Here is a 19,315-nt window from a genome sequence, read left to right as displayed (position 1 = left end):
AATACGGCAAAATCAATCAGAACTTTAACAAAGCACTATGAAAAGTATAATTTTTAATAACACAAGTTTGAGTGTGATTGGCATTCTGGCTTTTTCTTTCTTCACACATACTGTCTTTAGTCAAGATCAACATGAGCCCGCCTTTAAGAAAACCGTGATTACTAGGGATTTCCTTTCAGAAGGCGTAGCGGTGGCAGATATAAACAATGACGGACAACTGGATATCGTGGCTGGCTATTACTGGTTTGAGGCACCTGACTGGACTCGCCATGAAATCTCCCCCTCACAGATCTTTGACCCCTGGAAAGAATACAGTAATTCCTTTCTCAACCTAGGAATGGATGTCAACCTGGACGGCTGGGACGATGTGGTGATCATTGACTATCCGGGTACTCCGGCCTATTGGTTTGAAAACCCAAAGACAGAAAGCAATAACTGGCAGAAGCATATTATCGCGGATTCAGTGGGGATTTCTATAGAATCACCGGGATTTATAGACATCGATGGAGATGGACGGCTGGATATACTCTGTGGAGACTATGAAAAGAGACAGATTATCTGGCTCCAGGCCCCTACTACTCCGGGAGAAGCAGCATGGAAGCGCCATGCGCTTTCGGAAGAAAATGTAACCGGAACTGACCGTTTTTCCCATGGATTGGGCTTTGGGGATATCAATGGGGACAAGATCAATGATGTGGTTATTTCTGAGGGTTGGTTTGAAGGAAAAACTGATCAGAAATCAGGGGACTGGAAGTTCCACTCAGTACAGATCAGCGAGCCAGCCTCACACATGCAGGTTTTGGATGTAAATGGGGACATGAAAAATGATATACTCAGCGCTTCTGCCCATGCGTTGGGCATTTGGTGGCATGAGCAGCTGGCTGATGGAAGTTTTGAAACCCATCTTATCAGCGAGATTACCGCCCAGACCCATGCTACCATCATGGCTGATCTGGATGGGGACGGTACAGATGAATGGATCACCGGAAAGCGATATTTGGCACATAATGGAAATGATGCAGGAGATGCGGACACACCTTATTTACTGTACTATAAAATCACCCCTGGTAAAGCCCCATTTTTCGAAGAGCACATCATTGACAATGACTCCGGAGCGGGGCTGAACATCACCGTGGAAGACATGGATAAGGATGGACGACCAGACATCATCATCGCCAATAAGAACGGGGTTTTCCTCTTTGAAAATAGAATCAAATAATATCCTTTCTTATTTTACATAGACCTAACCAGCTCCTATGAAATCAACTTTCAGTCCAAAACTTTTTCTAAAAACCTGGATCGCATCATACATCCTGGTCTATGCGTTTCCCTCCCCTTTTTATTTCATTCCTCTTCTAAATGAATTTCTCCTGAAGTATTTTGTGGCAGTCCGAGATGAAATTACGACTGTTATAGCAAGACTGGTTTTGGGGCAGCCTGACTTCAAAAAACCCCAAGTGAATGGCAGCGGTGATACTACTTTCAACTACATGGAGTTGATCAGCTTCCCCCTTATCGCCTTAGTTTTGACTATCTTGATTCTGATGATCTTTCGGAAAAAGCCCTGGGTCAGTAAACTCTTCTCCTGGTCAATCATCTATGCCCGCTATCATGTCGGGTTGATTTTGATATCCTATGGTGTGGCTAAATTCATGATCGGACAGTTTCCCAGCCCTGGGATTTATACCTTGGAGCAGACTTTCGGGGAATCTTCACCTATGGGACTGGCCTGGAGATTTTTTGGTTACTCGGACACTTATAAGATCTTCATGGGACTTTCAGAAATCTCAGCAGGATTATTGTTGCTTTTCCGACGGACAGCCATACTTGGTGCCTTGATGTCAGTCGCAGTCACTACGAATATTGTGTTGGTGAATTTCAGCTTTGATGTCCCTGTAAAGCTGATGTCCTCCCACCTGTTATTATTTTCTTTGTTGATTCTCGTCCCATCGGTGAAGGCATTAATTGACTTTTTCATCCTCCAAAAACACACACGGCTTTATACACCTGGTATTGTCTGGAAAACCAGAGCACAACGCAAACTATGGTTAGCCGGAAAACTAATCTTTGCAGTATTACTTCCACTTATGTTGATCGCTGGGCATTTTATATCTCAGTCTATGAGGACAAGTAGATTAAATCAGTGGGAAGGCGCATATACCTTTTCCAGAAACAACTTGCCTGACAGCGCAGGGGTCTATTGGACAAACGTGATGATCGACCAAAACAGCATGAATGTAAAAACCTCCGGAAAAAATGATCACTACTACACCATTGAAGACTTCAACGAAGAAGGGGAAATCTACTTTGTACGCTCAGCGAACCAAGAAGACCCTTACCTCCTCAAGATCCTGGAAAATTCTGAAGGGGAATACCAGCTTTTGGTCACTTTGGGAGAACAACAGATGGACATCACCACCTCAAGAAAGAAGAAATCGGATTACCTATTGATGCAGCGGGGATTCAATTGGGTAAATGAATATCCCTTCAACCGTTAAGCTGCACAAATATGCCAGAATTCACAGGAACTGAGTTTCTGTTGATATATAGCAGCCTATCTATCGGTAAACCTGATATATTTGGGACCAAAAGCAGCGATCCTCAAATAATAATTCTCAAATTTTACTTTTAGCATGTCTAAAATATCATTTCCTGTACTTGCCGCAGCTATTTCTATTTCAGCATTTGCTTGCTCATCACCCGACAATAGAAAAGCTGATCTAGAAGAGCTCATCGGTTTCTACCCCCAATTCCCTTTAGACACTGCAAAACATGGTGTTGACAGTACGGAATTGCTCATGACAAATTTCGCAGGGCCAGACATCGTTCCCAGCCCTGCCGCCCTGGCGGTTTCTCCCTACGGTCATGTATTTGTAGGCATAGATATGATGGGCTCATTGGGTAAAGAGCCTGGAAAAGGCGCTATTGTGCGCTTGGTCGATAGCAACAATGATGGCGAACTGGACTCCCACACGGAGTTTGTCAAGGTGGACAATCCCAGGGGTATCATGGCTGTAAGAGATCAGGTATTTGTGCTTCATACCCAATTCTCCGAAGAAACAGGAGAAGCTGAAGGAATGAATTTGGTTGTCTTTGAAGACAAGGACAAGGACGGGGTGGCTGATGGCCCCTCAAAAATTCTTATCAAAAGTATCTCCTCCACGGAATCCATCCGTTCACGTGGTACCGATCACTCTACCAATGGGATAAGGATGGGTATAGATGGTTGGATTTACATTGCTGTGGGAGATTTTGGTTTTCATAATGCCACCGACCGTGACGGGACCCAACTGACCATGCTCGGTGGAGGCATAGTTCGGGTGCGGCCAGACGGCACCGAGATGGAAGAATACATCCATGGCACCAGAAATATCTACGATGTGGCCATTGATCCATTTATGAATATCTACACCCGTGGCAATACCAATGACGGAGGGGGATGGAATATTCGCTTTATCCACTATACCCAATCCGGTGAATACGGCTATCCTACTCTGTTTAAAAACTTCACGGAAGAGACTATTCCCGCATTGGTCGATCTGGGCGGAGGCTCCGGTACAGGCAGTTATTTCATGGATGATGATCGCTGGCCAGCCAAGTACAACCATGTGCCGATGATGGCTGATTGGGGAAGAAGCCACTTGTATATCCATCGTGTGGCTATGGATGGACCCAGTTTCACCCAACAGGACGAAGAATTCATCAAGCTTGCGCAGATTACAGATATAGACGTGGATGCTTCAGGTAGAATGTTCCTGGCCGCCTGGGATGGAGCAGGATATTATGGTAGTGAAGAAAAAGGCTACGTGGTTCGCGTGGTACCAAAAGACTGGACTTACCAAGCTATTCCTGAGCTATCTTCTGCTTCTATCGAGGTACTAACCGAGCTACTAAAAGCAAACAACTCCGTGTCCCGCTTCCATGCCCAACAGGAGTTACTGGCTCGATTCCCAGATGAAGCCGGAGATGCCGCCCTTTCTATAGCCAAGGACAAGTCATTGCCTCTAGCAGCCAGGGTTGCGGGGATCTACACTTACGCACAGGCGACTTGTGCAAATGGAAGGGACGAACTGCTCAAATTGGCCGAAGAAGAGAAAGTAAGGGAGTTTGCCCTGCGAGCCCTTGCTGACCGCAAAACATGTCTTCAGGGAGTTCCTCTCGACCCATTTGTAGCAGGCGTCACCGATCCTAATGATCGCGTGAAGTCCGCCGCCATTGTGGCATTGGGAAGAATCGGCAATCCTGAAGCAGCTACCGAATTATTGAAAGTAAAAGTCCCTGATTCATTCAAGCAACCTGAGAAAGGAACCGAAGGACCACATGCCACCCCGAACTCCGCCATAGTTCTTCCACATGTAGCTGTAAAATCCCTGGTAGCTCTAAATGCCGTGGATGCCACAGTAGATGCCATAGGATCTGATAAATCCGCACTTGCACTGTGGGCGCTTCGCTATATGCATGATCCAAAAGCGGTGGATGGATTGATCAAAGCCTACCAAGACACCGATGACTTACAGCTGAAGATGGAGATCTTAGGGACACTTTCCCGATTGTATAAGAAAGAGGCTCCTTACGACGGTTCTTGGTGGTGGGGCACCCGTCCGGATACGCATGGGCCTTATTACAAAGCAATCACCTGGGAATCCTCCGACCAAATTAAAGACTTCTTACTAGACGAGCGTGCTAATTTTGAGGCTACGAAGAGACAATTTTTCGCTGATCTCAACGAACGAAACCGCATGGACATTGAGGAGTTCGGGGAGGCAGAAACCAACTTGGTAATCCAGGAGACAGAAGTGGATCTGGAGAAAATAAAAAACAAAAAAGGGCAGGTGGGTGAATCTTCCATTGAGGATGTAATGATTGCCGTGCAGGACATCAAAGGCGACCCAGTAACAGGAAAAGCACTTTTCACAAGCCAAGGTTGTATAGCCTGTCATAGCATAGAAAAAGGGCAGCCTTTGAAAGGTCCGTTTATGGGTCAAATCGGCTCAATCATGAACCGTTCCCAGATTACTGAATCTATACTAAAGCCAAATGCTTCCATATCACAAGGTTTTGCATCTGTACTGATCGACACCAAAGACGATAAGTCCTATATGGGGTTTGTGACAGCAGAGACCGCCGATGAGGTAGTGCTTCAGGACATCACCGGTACAGCCACTAAACTGGATAAAAGCACCATCAAAACCCGTAAGGTGATGGAAACTTCCATGATGCCTCCTGGCTTGGTAAACTCACTTTCCTTTGAGGAGCTAGCATCTTTGATTACTTACCTAGAGCAGCAAAAGTAAGTCTTTAAGAAAGAGATAGAGGTAAAGCATCTTGGGATTCCACAATCCCAAGGTGTTTTATTTTAAATCCAGTGCCCTTGAATTGCTACAAAGTTCGACACCCTTCGGGGTCGTACTATCAAATGGTCGATCTTTTAAACCATGGGTTGCACCCATGGCTATTTATGGTTGGATCCCTTCAGGATCACCCGTTTTATATGTATTTGCAATCGAGTATGCCTGAGAATAAAGACAGGTATGACGAAGGATGACATACACAGAGTGATGATTATAATGTAGGCTTAGATTCTACCTATGCGCCGCAGTGGATGGAATAGGCTACCTGTCCTTTAAAAGACAAATTATAATCCCATGAAATCAAGCTTTAAATGAGTAATGACCACGAAGTGGTCAAATGCTAGAAATTAGCCAAACTTGAGATGACCACGAAGTGGTCAAACCTATCAATAACCACGGGTGGAACCCGTGGATCTCAATAGCGAAGATTTCCACGACCCCGAAGGGTGTCGAACTATCAATGATCAATCATTTAAACCATGGATTGCACCCATGCTATTTATGGTTGGACCCCTTCAGGATCACCCATATTATTTTTGTTTGCAATAGAGTCTACCTAAGAATACAGGCATGCATGACAAAGGGACACAAAGAGGGATGATTATTCACCGCACGAGATGCTCTGTCCTTTAAAAATTAAATTATAATCCGATGAAATCGAGCCTGCCTTCCGCAGGTAGGCTGACGCAAGCGACACACAAAGGAATGATTATAAACCCTGCGAGATTCCATCTGACCACAAAATATCAATTATAAACAGATGAAATAAAGTTTCAAATTAGTAATGACCACGAAGTGGTCAAACCTCTCAATAACCACGGGTGGAACTCGTGGATCTCAATAGCGAAGATTTCCACGACCCCGAAGGGTGTCGAACTCAAATTGTTTTCTCTCTCTCTCTACAGAAAAAGACATACAATAGCTCAATCAATCGATTTTTGTTCCATAGGAACGGTTGGTAGGTGGCAAAAAGGATGATTAAGGAAAGGTCGTTCCGCAGGAACGTCTCGTAAAGACATGACCATTCGTTCCTACGGAACGATACAGATCTTCAATTAAACCATCTGCTACCGACCAGATGTCCCGCTGGGACATAATGATTTGTAAACCAATTGGCGGCATTTCCTCTGTACTAACAAACCTGCGCCCTCTGCGAAACTCTCCGTTCGTTCTGCGATTAAAAAAACAACCATTAAGTTTTCATGAATTATTTCAAACGGGATAGTTCATTAGCTCTCATTTTTTACTTTTGAAAGATTACTAAAACTCACTTTCATGCGATTCGCTCTTTTCACCCTGCTTACAATTTTACTAGCCAGTTCAGCTTCTTTTGCCCAAAAATCCTTCCACAAAAATAAAGTCATCGCCCACCGAGGAGCATGGAAAGCAAATGGACTCCCCCAAAACTCTATTGCTTCATTGAAGCAGGCAGTAGCACTGGGTTGTGAAGGTTCCGAGTTTGATGTGTGGATGACTTCGGATGGGATATTGGTAGTCAATCATGATGCGGATTTCGAAGGTATGGAAATAGAAACCTCAACCTATAAGGAACTCCTGACCAAGAAGCTTGCAAATGGAGAAAATCTCCCTACGGTAGAAGAATACCTGAAAGCAGGAAAAAAACAAAAAGGAACCAAGCTGATTTTTGAAATCAAGCCTTCCAAAATATCAGTAGAACGTAGCCAAGAAGTGGCAGAGAAATCCGTACTGGCTGTGAAGAAAATGAAAGCCGAGAAGTGGGTGGACTACATCACTTTCAGCTACGAAGGAGGGCTAAAAGCCATAGAAATGGATCCAAAAGCGAATGTAGCATACCTGACCGGGGACAAAACACCCGCAGAACTGAAAGAAGCTGGTTTTTTCGGTTTTGACTACAATATCAATTTGCTAAAAAACAACCCTCAATGGATACAGGAAGCCAAAGATTTAGGACTTACAGTAAATGCATGGACTGTTAATAAAGAAGAGGACTTACGATGGTTTCTGGATCAGGAACCGGATTTCATCACCACAGACGAACCGGAATTGTTGTTTAGATTAATTGAGGCTAAGAAATAGTCAACTGTTTTTTATATTTTGACTCGCATACCCAGCTAGATGTTAAATGAATGCAGAAATCAAAGACTATAACCAGCGTCAGACTGAACTAGACCAAGAGATCTGCGACTTGCTTGCGGTAGCGATAGACAAATTCCTGACCGATGCGGAAAGTAAGATTTGGCACAGCCACCCTGTATGGTTTTTGGAAGGAAATCCTATTGTGGGTTTTAGCAAACAAAAACCCGGTATCCGACTGATGTTTTGGAGCGGAGCTGGTTTTGAAGAAGAAGCCTTAAACGTCAGAGGTCAGAAATTTAAAGATGCTTCCATTTTCTATACTTCGGCTCATCAGATAGATGAATCAAAACTGAAGCTGTGGCTGGACAAAGCAAAAACTATCCAATGGGATTATAAAAACTTAATCAAGAAAAAAGGGCGTCTTGATCGATTGAAGTGAGCAGTACATTTTAAAATCAGAGACTTTCCAATAACTCATAGTTGGCACGTTGTGCGGAAGTCGGAATGGGCTTGACTAGTGCGCAAAAGGCTTCGACTTCGCTACCAATGACGGATTTAATCTGAATGAGCGGGTATTGTGTCAGTTCGAGCTAAGTCGAGAACCCTTCGACTTCGCTCAGGATAACCTTAATTTGTGCCTAATTACCTTGCTGTCACTACTCTTTTGTAAATTCTAAATTTTTCTTATTCAGCCTGACAAGACAACCTACTTATGAGACCGCCTCATTTATATATGAAAATTAACCCCCCTCTGTTTTTACAACAAAGGGGGTTTTATTAATGTGATTATCCGCAATGATGCCAGTAACCATATTCTCTTTGCTTTACTGGACGGAAGACCGAAGACGGGTGACCGAAGTGGCCTTGACGCTGGGGTTTTCCGAATCCTATGATGCTTTTATTGTTTTACTGGCAGAAAAGCGGATATACATATTTATTAATATATTAGTTTGTATGAGTCACGTATCGCTCAAAAAACTCCACTATCCTGCCGATCCTATCCAATCTCCTATGTACTGCACCCGAGCGTGAAAGCTCATGTCCCTCCTCGGGATAGCGTATATATTCCACTGGTTTACCCATTATCTTCAGGCTTTTATACAGCAGCTCAGACTGTCTCACCCCTGTGCGTAGATCATTATCCCCATGGAAAATCATCAGCGGTGTTTGGATATTTTGCACATAACTTTGAGGACTATTATAATCTAGAAGCTCTTTTATCCCATCCTCCCAAGGGTATCCGAAATAATAAGGCACCAGTCTCCAGGCATTACCCTCTCCCATAAAAAAGGTAAGGTCGTAAACTCCCCGCTGTGCCAATGCAGCTTTGAAGCGGTGGTCATGACCCACAATCCACGCCGTAAGATACCCGGCATAGGAGCCTCCGGTCAGCACCAACTGATCTTTATCTATCCATTTGTATTCATCACCAGCCTTATCCAGTGCTGCCAACACATCCTTTGCCGGGCCATCCCCCCAGTCCTGATAGTTCCCTTTTTGGAATGCTTTACCATATCCTCCACTGCCTCTGGGATTGGCGTAAACCACTCCATAGCCTTTTCCTGCCAGTACCTGAAACTCATGCCACATACTGGATTCCCCAGGCCCCCACATGGCAGTAGGCCCTCCATGCATTTCCAGCACCGTAGGATGTTCAGTCCCATCTTTTAACCCAAAAGGAGGCATCACCCAATAATCAACTCCGAATCCGTCTTGTTCAAAATGATGGGCCGCTGGGACCGAAACCCATCTATCGGCCAGCCATGAACTGTTATAGTCAGTAAGCACTTTTTCATTTTTTCCATCGAGGGAGGAGATATACAGCTCACTTGGGTTGGCCACTTCTGTCTTTGCATATACAAGTTGATCCCCATGCACATCAAAGCTGTTTATTCCAATCGGCCCGGTTAAAACTTTGGATATTCTACCGCTGGCGACATTTGCACTGTATAGTGTAACTCCTCCTTCATTAGGCCCTGAGAAAAAGATCGATTTACTGTCATCAGACCATTTTGCCCCGCCTACTCTCCTGTCAAGCTCCTCAGTAAACCACCTTAGCTCTGATCCATCAGCCTTCACTGTACCTATCAGACTTTGATTAAATGCCCTATCTTCAGTATTCTGTCCTGACACTAGGACTAATTTGCCATTAGGTGAAAATGTAGCCCCACCTAAACGGTAGTTTTCCTTTTGTAAAAAGACTGATACGGACTTATCAGAAAGGTTGATTTTATAAATATCCGAATCTTCAATAACATCAGGGTGCCCATTGCTCTCCACACTGCTGGCCAAAATATAGCTACCATCCGGTGACCATGTTGCCGATCCAAAACTCTGGTAACCGGACGTTAATCTCTCGGATTTTTTAGTCTTTACATCAATGACTGCCAGGTGCCTGAAATCAATATCAGTAGAGAGGCCCCGCTCACCGAGAAAATTTAATCGATCGATCACCCTCGGGTCATTTTTCGATGCATTTTTAGCCAACCATGCCCTTAACTCCTTGATATCTCCATCCATGTTTGGTTTTCTCTCATCTTTTACCAACCCATCCTTGATTGCGTGGTAGTTCGGTTCGTCTCCATATTCGCGTCCAGGTCGGGGATTTGGCCAGACAGGATCACCTTCAATTGCCCACAGCGGTACAGAAACAGAATAGAGGATTTTCTTGCTGTCAGGTGACCAAACAGGCCCTGAAGCACCATTTTCCCCTGAAGTAAGCACCTGCGCTTCCCCACCGTCCAAAGGTAAAATCCAAATCTGCGATTTCCCTTCCCATTCCCGGGCAAATGCCAATTTCTTTCCATCTGGGGAAACTGTATAATTGGACAGGTTCGTAGCCGGCCTGTTAAGAATTTTGATTTCATCCGGATTTTGAAGGTCCATCAATACCAACTGGCTTTTATACGAATAACCATCTTCTTTTGTGGAATCAATGAGGCTTTTCACAAAAAGCACCTGCTTCCCATCCTGGACAACTTCCGGATCAGATACCGTAACAATATTTATTAGGTCACTTAGTTGGATAGGCTTTTTCTCCTGGGCCCAAAGTAAACTGCTCCATAGAATCAGTAGGGTAAAACAGGGCGTGAATTTTGCTCTCATCATAGTAGGGTTAGTTGATAAATTACGTTAGGTAATTATAGTCAATCTATGGAGATTTGCATCTCCATTAAATCAATTCTGGACAAACAGCTTTATTAGAGGACAACAAGCCAAATATCTATTTGGTGGGCAATGCTATGGTTATACACTGCCGCTTTCGGTCCACTTTTATGTAAAGAGAAGAATTCAGGCTTCCTTTTTGAATTCAATGTCCCTTTAAACCCATTGCTTCATGACCAAGCTTTGTCTTAGGATCCTTTCCATTGCCCTGTTCATGCTGCCTTATGTTGCGGCTCACGTTTATGGGCAATCCGGCAACTATACCTTCCAGATCAATGACCAGTTGGACGAGCGGATCTATGCCATCGACAGGCTGACATTCTACGAGGATGAAAGCAATGAAATGGAATTGGAGGATATTCTATCCCCGAAGATGGCGGCAAGACTGAAGATCAATCCCGACTTCAACAAGCATCAGTTTTCAACTAATAAGACCTACTGGGTGAAAGTTGCCATCCAGAAAACCCCTGGCAGCAAGAAAAATTGGCTATTGGAGTTTTATGATCAGACTATTGATGAAATCACGGCCTATATCCCAGTAGGAAATGGATTTAAAGAAATACTGCTGGGGGATAAAGCTCCGTTCAACGACAGGGTTTTTTCCCATAAAAACTTCCATATTCCTGTAGAAAACCAGTCGGAGGGGACTGACACTTATTATTTCAAAATCAGATCCTCCCAGAAAGCGGATATCCGCATTGCTTTCCGCTCTTACAACCGTTTCATTTATTATGCTCTGAACGAGTATTTTTTATATGGGATTTTCTATGGGATGATTCTGATTATCTCCCTTTACAATGGCTTGATTTATCTGGCCATCAAGGAGGTGAAGTATTTATATTATGTCTTCTATCTGCTGAGTGTGGGCACCTTTGCGGCATGCGTGGACGGCATTGCCTTTCAGTACCTATGGCCGAGCCGCCCAGAATGGAACCAGCCTGCTTCCGGGCTTTTCAGTTTTCTGATCATAGTTTTTGCGTTGCTTTTCTCCACTCACTTCCTCAACCTGCAGAGAAGATTCCCCAGCATGCACCGCTGCTTCCATATCCTTCTTATTGCCAAGACTGTTCTTTTCACTTTGGGACTGACATTCTTTCCCGTTCTTTTGGAAATCCAGATTTACGATATCGTACCCTTCTTCCTTATTTTATTTTCAAGTATCTATGTTTGGGTGAAAGGCTATAGCGTGGCCCGGCTTTTTGTGATCGCTTATGGGGTTTTGTTTGTGGGGGTTGGGCTGAAAGCCATGGTACATACCGCTATTATCCCACATAGCACAGTTTTATATTACAGCTTGCATATTGCATTTTTGGTGGAGATGCTTCTGCTCACCTTAGCTCTCGGGGACCGGGTGAAAATCCTAAAAGACAACCGGGACCGTGCGATGCTCCGGTCTTTGCGCCAGGCTGAAACCAATGCCAAACTCAAGGAAAAAGTAAATAGAGAGTTGGAACAGCGTGTCAATGAGCGTACGCAGGAATTGGCCCACAAGAATCAATTGCTGCTGGAATTCAATCAGCAGATTCTGGAAAAAGACGAGGAGATCAAGCGTATCAACGCGCTATTGGACAAGGATATCTGGAAGCTGAAATCCCAGATAAGGGAAAACCTGCAGGCTAGAATTACCAACAAAAGGATGAGCTATGCCGATTTTACAAAGATTTTTCCCGATTCTAGCTCTTGTCTAAGATACTTGGAGCAGGTAAAGTGGGAAAATGGCTTCAGCTGCAAGACCTGCAATCATGGAAAATTCTCTAAAAGTTCCAAGATTTTTCACCGTCGCTGCTCGCGCTGTGGTCACATAGAATCCGCTACTGCCGGGACAGTATTTCATGGTATCCGTCTTCCAATAGAGAAAGCGTTTTACCTAGCCTATACTGTGATCTCCGAGCATGACAAACTCACCCTAGAGGAACTTTCAAAACTGCTGGACTTGCGGGTAAACGCCATCAGCAGCTTTAGGGTAAAGGTAAAACTGCAGTTAGAGATGAAAGGAATCCATCAGCCAGAATGGGAAGATATAGTTCTGGAAAGATCACATGAATTGAACTGATTTCGGAGAAAAACCAAGAATCTGGAATCCTGATAACGAAGCGTGATTGGATTTAGATAAATATCCATTCCAACTCAAATAGGCAGTTTTTCATTGAAAACAAAGCAGGAATTCCCGTCTAAAAACGATGGATTTTAACATCTTTTTCCAATTGATTTCCCTATTAATTTTTTTCCTGCTGGCACCGGGTTTATAGCTTCATTTACTGTTTGCGGAGTATCGCATTCTTTGAACGAAAACATAAAACCAAACCCGATTAGCCAAATGAAAAAATTACTACACGAGAAGGAATTTGCCCTGCGCTTCCGCAGGTATTTTCTACTTACCTTTCTCCTATTCTCTATAGTTATCGTCCATGATTCGTTTGGACAAAACGTGCCGATCACCGGTACCGTTCTTGATGATATGGGGCAGCCTCTGCCTGGAGTAAATGTGGTCATCAAAGGAACCACCAATGGAACAGTGACAGACCTGGACGGGAAGTACGCATTGGAGGCTCCGAACGATGCCGTACTTGTTTTTACTTTTGTAGGGTTTACCACTCAGGAAATACCGATCAACGGAAGATCTACGATAGATATTTCATTGGAGGAGGATCTTGGTGATCTGGATGAGTTTGTGGTCGTGGGATATGGTATTCAGCGGAAAAGCGATCTCACAGGTGCCATATCCAGCGTAAAATCCGAGGATATCAGCAGACTTCCCGTGTCAGATGTGACCCAATCACTACAAGGTAGGGTCAGTGGTGTGCAGATCACCCAAAACTCCGGGGCACCCGGTGCAGGGTCGACAGTGCGTATCCGGGGGGTCGGTACGTTGAATAACTCCTCCCCGCTTTTTGTGGTGGATGGGATGCTGTTGGATGATATTGATTTCCTGAATCCAAATGATGTGCAATCCATGGAGGTTTTGAAAGACGCTTCAGCTACCGCAATTTATGGCTCCAGAGGTGCAAATGGAGTCATCATCGTCACCACTAAGCAAGGATCATTTGACACAGATACCAGAATCAGCGTGGATGCCTATACCGGGGTGCAGCAAGTCGCCAATAAAATAGACTTGGTCAATGCCCGGCAATTTGCCCAACTGGCCAATGAGCTGGAGCAAAATGTGGGTAACGACCCCATCTACAACGTCAATGAATATGGAGAAGGGACAGATTGGCAAGATTACATCTTCAGAAACGCCCCTATCAATAATGTGAGTTTGGGCGCTACGGGAGGTTCGGCAAAAACAAATTTTAACCTGAGCGCAAATTACTTCAATCAACAAGGAGTGGTTAAAGAATCCGAATTTGAACGGCTGACGATACGCCTGAACAACCAATATAAGATGAGTGATGCGGTGACTTTCGGCCACAATCTTTCCTTCATCTATTTCAATCAGCAGAATGAACCAGGCGTGGTAGGAAACGCCTATAGGGCTTATCCGATTTTTGCCCCTACCCAACCTGACGGGAGCTATACCAATACCACGCCGGTAGGCAATCCTGCGGCACAATTCGAGTACAACTCAAACAATCAGACCAACAACTACCGCGGAGTAGGGAACTTCTTTATGGATGTGAAGTTCCTGAAGGATTTCACTTTCCGTAGTAATGTAGGCTTGGATCTCGCTTTTCAGGATTCCAAAAGCTTTACACCTGTATATTTTGTCTCCCCTACCCAGCAGAACCCGGAGAATTCCGTGAATGTGGAAAATGTGAGAAACCGAAATATCCTATGGGAAAACACAATCAACTACAATAAGGAATGGGAAGATCACAGATTGAACCTGTTGGGAGGTGTGACTACTCAGGATTTCTATACAGAGACCCTAGGAGGCGGGAGAAGAAACCTGCCTGGCGAAGACCCCTCACTTTGGTACCTCAATGCAGGTGAACTGACCACTCAGACAAACAACAATTCCGCGGGAGACTGGGCTATGCTTTCCTACCTTTTTCGGGCAAATTACACCTACAAAAACAAATTCCTTTTCACCGGTACTTTCAGAAGGGACGGCTCCAGCAGGTTCGGAAGGGAAAACCGATTTGGCAATTTCCCATCGGTGGCACTGGGTTATAACATCATTGAGGAGGCGTTTCTGCAGGATCAGTCCTTCCTGTCCAACCTGAAGCTCCGCGGTAGCTGGGGTAAAATCGGAAATGATAAAATTGCCTTTTACGAGGGCAGACCGGTGGTTACCGGCAATCAGAATGCCGTATTTGGAGTCAATGAAGAATTGATCTACGGCGCTACATTGACAAGGTTGGCCAACCCGTTTATCAAATGGGAAGAAACAGTCACTTCCAATATAGGATTTGAGTTTGGTTTTTTTGATGAGAAACTAACGGGGGAGTTGGACTATTATACCCGCAAAACCAATGATATTTTGGTTTCTGTGCCCATTCCTGCCTACGTGGGCTCAGCCAACAATCCTGTCATAAATGCGGCAAGCGTTAAAAACTCCGGTATTGACCTGACATTGAACTGGAGGGACCAGAAAGGAGAGTTTGCCTATAACTTAGGCATCGTTGCTTCTACGGTCAACAATGAGGTGTTGAACTTAGGTGATGGTAATGAAGCTATCTTCGGAGGCGCAGTGGGAATAAGCGGTTTTCTAGGATCCAGAACAATAGTGGGACAGTCCATCGGCCATTATTATGGATACAAAACAGTAGGCGTATTTCAAAACGAAGCGGATCTTTCATCCATCCCCAAGCGGGGGCCGGAGGTAGCTGGTGACCTGATCTATCAGGATACTAATAACGATGGCGTCGTGGACAACAATGACCGGGTAATCCTGGGAAGTCCTATCCCTGACCTCATCTTCGGTTTCAACCTGGGGTTTGATTACAAAGGCTTTGATCTACGGGCGGATTTCAACGGTACGTACGGCAACGAGATCTACAATGCAAAAAAACAAACCCGTTTCAATACCTACAATTTTGAAACAAGCTACTTGGATAGATGGACCGGGGAAGGTACCAGCGACTCTGAACCTAGAATCACCAACGGTGGACACAACTACGAAGTCTCAGACAGATTCATAGAAGATGGGTCATTTATTCGCCTGAGAAATATCCAGGTGGGCTACTCCTTCTCCGATGTGGCACTTAGCAAAATCAAAGTCCAAAACTTCAGGATTTACCTATCAGGGACGAACGTATTCACCTTGACCAAATATTCAGGATATACCCCTGAGATCGGCGGGGGATCTGTGATCGGAACCGGATATGACAGCGGTTTATATCCGCTAGCAAGGACATTTAACTTAGGAATATCTGCCAGCTTCTAAACCCAATCAAACCATGAAAAATAAACTAAACTATAAATCAATAGTAGTTGGACTCGGCATTCTCTGCGGTTTGGGTCTAACCTCCTGTGAGGACTATTTGGACAAAGCCCCTTTGGGCGAACTGACTTCAGAGAATTTCTTTAAGGATGAACTGCAGGCCACTCAGGCTGTGAATGCTATTTACGCACATCTCAGAAGTTTCAATGTCCATGTGTTTTCCTACATAGGAATTACGGACATAGCTTCAGATGATGCAGACAAGGGCTCTGTTCCCGGTGATGCAGGATTTCTTCAGGACATCAATGACTTCACCTTTGATGCCAACAATACTGCAGTCAATGGTATCTGGTCAGGATACTTTCAGGGAATATTCCGTGCCAATCAGGTAATAACCAATGTACCGGAAATCGACATGGATGAGGACTTGAAAACCAGACTCATCGGTGAAGCCAGGTTTCTAAGAGCCTATTTCTACTTCTTCCTCGTACGGACTTATGGAGACCTTCCGCTGATAGAACGTCCGTTGAACCCGGATGAATATACCCAATCACGAGTGTCTAAAGAGCAGATTTACCAGTTCATCGAAGAAGATTTTGAGTTTGCGGCGGCCAACTTGCCTGAAAAGTCCGAATATCCGGCTTCGGAGCTCGGAAGAGCCACGGCAGGAGCGGCCAAATCTTTTTTGGCAAAAGCGCATCTCTTCCAAAACGAGTTTCAACAAGCATTTGACGTGGCCCAGGAAGTCATAGCAAGTGGAGAATACTCCCTTTATCCTGATTACGAGGCGATTTTCAGAAGAGAAGGTGAACATTCTTCTGAGAGTATCTTCGAAGTATCCACAGTGGCACTGGAAGCCGGAGGAGGAGGTTCCCAGTTCAATGAGGTACAAGGAATCCGTGGCAATCCTAATAACGGATGGGGGTTTAATGGGCCATCCGATGATCTAATGGCTGCATATGAGGAAAATGATCCAAGACTGGAAGCTACTATTATCAACGATGGTGACACTTTGCCCTCTGGCGAAGTGGTGAGCGCTGATCAAAATATGGCCGGAAATGCAAGATTCAGCAAAAAAGCATGGTTACCCGAAAGACCACCATCCGGATTTGGAAACAGCGGGGCAAACATCCGCTTGTTCAGATACGCAGATCTCCTATTGATCGCAGCGGAAGCAGCGAATGAACTCGGGAATTCTTCTCAGGCACTAGAATATGTAAATATGGTCCGTGAGCGGGCCAGACAGGGAAATGAGGATATTTTGCCTGACTTGACCATGACTGATCAGTCCGCCCTACGGGACGCCATCTATCATGAGCGAAGAGTGGAGCTGGCCATGGAGCAACACAGGTATTTTGATCTGGTAAGGCAGGGAAGAGCACAGGAAGTATTTGCGGAGCTGGGAATCACCTGGACTCCCGGCAAGCACGAAGTCTATCCCGTGCCACAGTCCGAAATAGACATTAGCGGAGGCTCAATCACCCAAAACCCGGGGTATTAATCTCCCTGACTCCTGCTTTCCTTGCTGGGGCGGGAGTCTCTTTTTCTCATTTTCATCCTATTCAGAAACTATGAAGCCCCTTTTCTTACGTTCACTTATAGCTCTTTCTATACTTTCTTTTGCTTGCAAAAAATCAGAACAGCGGGCTGAAACCATAAAGGCTACTCCTTACGACATCCATGTAGAACTGGCCTGGGAAAAATCACCAGAGGCAGATTCCTATGGAGTCTGGGTGAGCATGGATCAGGATCACTATACCAGACGGGCCGTCGTAAAAGACACCATTTACTTGGATTTTGTTAATGATCTGGGCATGGAGCTAGCCTTGGATTATGAAGTTAGGGCATATTCCGGGGAGGATTCTACCATAGTCGGCAGAGCTGCTGCCAAAACCCATAAAATGACAGATGAGGAGCTTTTGGATATGGTGGAATTCTATACCTTCCGGTATTTCTGGGATGGAGCCGAGCCTAATTCTGGAATGGGGCCGGAGCGGATTCACATTGACGGTGAGTATCCTCAAAACGATGCCCATGTTGTCACCACAGGGGGATCTGGTATGGGTATTTTCGGATTGATAGCCGGAATGGAAAGAGGTTGGATCACCAAGGAGGAAGGTGTGGCACGATTTGAAAAAATAGTGGGCTTTTTGGAGAATGCTGACCGTTTTAAGGGCGTATGGCCCCACTGGATCAATGGAGAGACAGGAAAAGTCCAGCCATTTGGTCAAAAAGACAATGGAGGGGACCTTGTGGAATCCGCTTTTTTGATGCAGGGTCTGATCGCGGTCCGGGAGTACTTCAAAGACGGTGATGAGCGCCAAAAAGCTGTCGCTGACCGCATCGATCAACTCTGGAAAGAAATGGAGTGGAACTGGTACACACAAGATGGTCAGGATGTTTTGTATTGGCACTGGTCGCCTGAATATGCCTGGGACATGAATTTCCCTTTGGAAGGCTACAATGAATGTCTGATCACTTATATCCTGGCGGCCTCCTCTCCCACACATCGCATAACCCCGGACGCATATCATAAAGGATGGGCAAGAAGTGGCGCCATCAAATCTGACAATGAAGCCTTCGGCTACGACTTGATCTTAAAGCACAACGGTGCCGAAGAAAAGGGCGGTCCGCTTTTTTGGGCTCATTATTCATATCTTGGATTGAACCCTATGGGACTTGCAGATCAATATGCTGATTACCAGCAACTAAACACCAATCACACCCTGATCAACAGAGCCCATGCCGTGGAAAACCCAGGGGGATTTGCAGGCTATGGTGAAGATCTGTGGGGGCTTACTGCCTCCTACTCTATCAATGGATACAATGCCCATTTCCCTAGAAATGATACCGGAGTGATCTCCCCTACGGCAGCAATTTCTTCCATTCCTTATACGCCAGAAGAATCAATGAAAGTGATCAAAAACCTCTACTATAACTATGGCAAAAAAGTACTTGGAAGATATGGATTCTATGATGCCATGAGTCCTGAGCATGACTATTATCCTGAGCGCTACTTGGCCATAGACCAGGGGCCTATGGTGGCCATGATAGAAAATTACCGAACCGGGCTGGGGTGGAAACTATTTATGGGAGCTCCGGAAGTACAGGAAGGATTGAAAAAATTGGGCTTTGAAAGCCCGAGCCTTAAATAATAAGCGCTTTTTTAATGTCAAATTTGATCGGAGAGCATATTCTATGGATCTCCGATCAAATTCGCTTTTTATAGACTGAACTATAAGGATTCTTTAGTATCCATATCGACAGCTCTCACATCTACTTTTTACTATCTACATTTCCCCCACAGAACTTTTCTGCACTAAAACCAAACTTAATCCCCATATGTCCGTCGATAGACAGTTGACAATAATCATCTATGCCACTTGCGCATTGTTTCAGGCAATCTAAAACAAAT

10 protein-coding genes are annotated in these 19,315 nt (G+C 44.9%); 9 read left to right on the top strand and 1 reads right to left on the bottom strand.

The window, feature by feature from the left end:
* The first annotated feature begins 37 nt into the window (after positions 1-37).
* The 5 genes from LZF95_RS00735 to LZF95_RS00715 all read left to right on the top strand — a co-directional run bounded on the left by LZF95_RS00735 (position 38) and on the right by LZF95_RS00715 (position 7,848).
* Entirely contained in the window at positions 38-1,219 is a 1,182-nt protein-coding gene (locus tag LZF95_RS00735; RefSeq protein ID WP_233753069.1) for a VCBS repeat-containing protein, read from the top strand.
* 37 nt (positions 1,220-1,256) lie between these two features.
* Positions 1,257-2,498 carry a hypothetical protein gene (locus tag LZF95_RS00730; RefSeq protein WP_233753066.1) on the top strand — a complete coding sequence of 414 codons (1,242 nt, stop codon included), beginning with the start codon at positions 1,257-1,259 and terminating at the stop codon, positions 2,496-2,498.
* 135 nt (positions 2,499-2,633) lie between these two features.
* Complete coding sequence (locus LZF95_RS00725) at positions 2,634-5,294, top strand: HEAT repeat domain-containing protein (protein ID WP_233753064.1); 2,661 nt, start codon at positions 2,634-2,636, stop codon at positions 5,292-5,294.
* 1,332 nt (positions 5,295-6,626) lie between these two features.
* On the top strand, positions 6,627-7,409 hold the full coding sequence (locus LZF95_RS00720) for a glycerophosphodiester phosphodiesterase family protein (RefSeq protein ID WP_233753062.1): 783 nt from the start codon (positions 6,627-6,629) through the stop codon (positions 7,407-7,409).
* A gap of 46 nt (positions 7,410-7,455) precedes the next feature.
* Positions 7,456-7,848 carry a DUF1801 domain-containing protein gene (locus LZF95_RS00715; RefSeq protein WP_233753061.1) on the top strand — a complete coding sequence of 131 codons (393 nt, stop codon included), beginning with the start codon at positions 7,456-7,458 and terminating at the stop codon, positions 7,846-7,848.
* Between the two features lie 506 nt (positions 7,849-8,354).
* Here the strand turns inward: LZF95_RS00715 and LZF95_RS00710 are convergent.
* Entirely contained in the window at positions 8,355-10,517 is a 2,163-nt protein-coding gene (locus LZF95_RS00710) for a S9 family peptidase (protein WP_233753059.1), read from the bottom strand.
* A 229-nt stretch (positions 10,518-10,746) separates the two neighbouring features.
* Here LZF95_RS00710 and LZF95_RS00705 point away from each other — a divergent pair, with 229 nt between their 5' ends.
* From LZF95_RS00705 to LZF95_RS00690, 4 genes are all read left to right on the top strand, one after another.
* A complete protein-coding gene (locus LZF95_RS00705) occupies positions 10,747-12,627 on the top strand; it encodes a 7TM diverse intracellular signaling domain-containing protein (protein ID WP_233753051.1) in 1,881 nt (626 codons plus the stop codon).
* A 264-nt stretch (positions 12,628-12,891) separates the two neighbouring features.
* Positions 12,892-15,903, top strand: a complete 3,012-nt coding sequence (locus LZF95_RS00700; RefSeq protein ID WP_233753049.1) for a TonB-dependent receptor — start codon at positions 12,892-12,894, stop codon at positions 15,901-15,903.
* A 13-nt stretch (positions 15,904-15,916) separates the two neighbouring features.
* On the top strand, positions 15,917-17,401 hold the full coding sequence (locus tag LZF95_RS00695) for a RagB/SusD family nutrient uptake outer membrane protein (RefSeq protein WP_233753047.1): 1,485 nt from the start codon (positions 15,917-15,919) through the stop codon (positions 17,399-17,401).
* Positions 17,402-17,471: 70 nt separating this feature from the next.
* Entirely contained in the window at positions 17,472-19,055 is a 1,584-nt protein-coding gene (locus LZF95_RS00690) for a glucoamylase family protein (RefSeq protein WP_233753040.1), read from the top strand.
* Positions 19,056-19,315: the final 260 nt, after the last annotated feature.

It is taken from the genome of Algoriphagus sp. AGSA1, assembly GCF_021390545.1.
Classification (GTDB): Bacteria; Bacteroidota; Bacteroidia; order Cytophagales; family Cyclobacteriaceae; genus Algoriphagus.
Note: the sequence above shows the minus strand (reverse complement) of the source record. Positions and strands in the feature narration are given on the sequence as shown.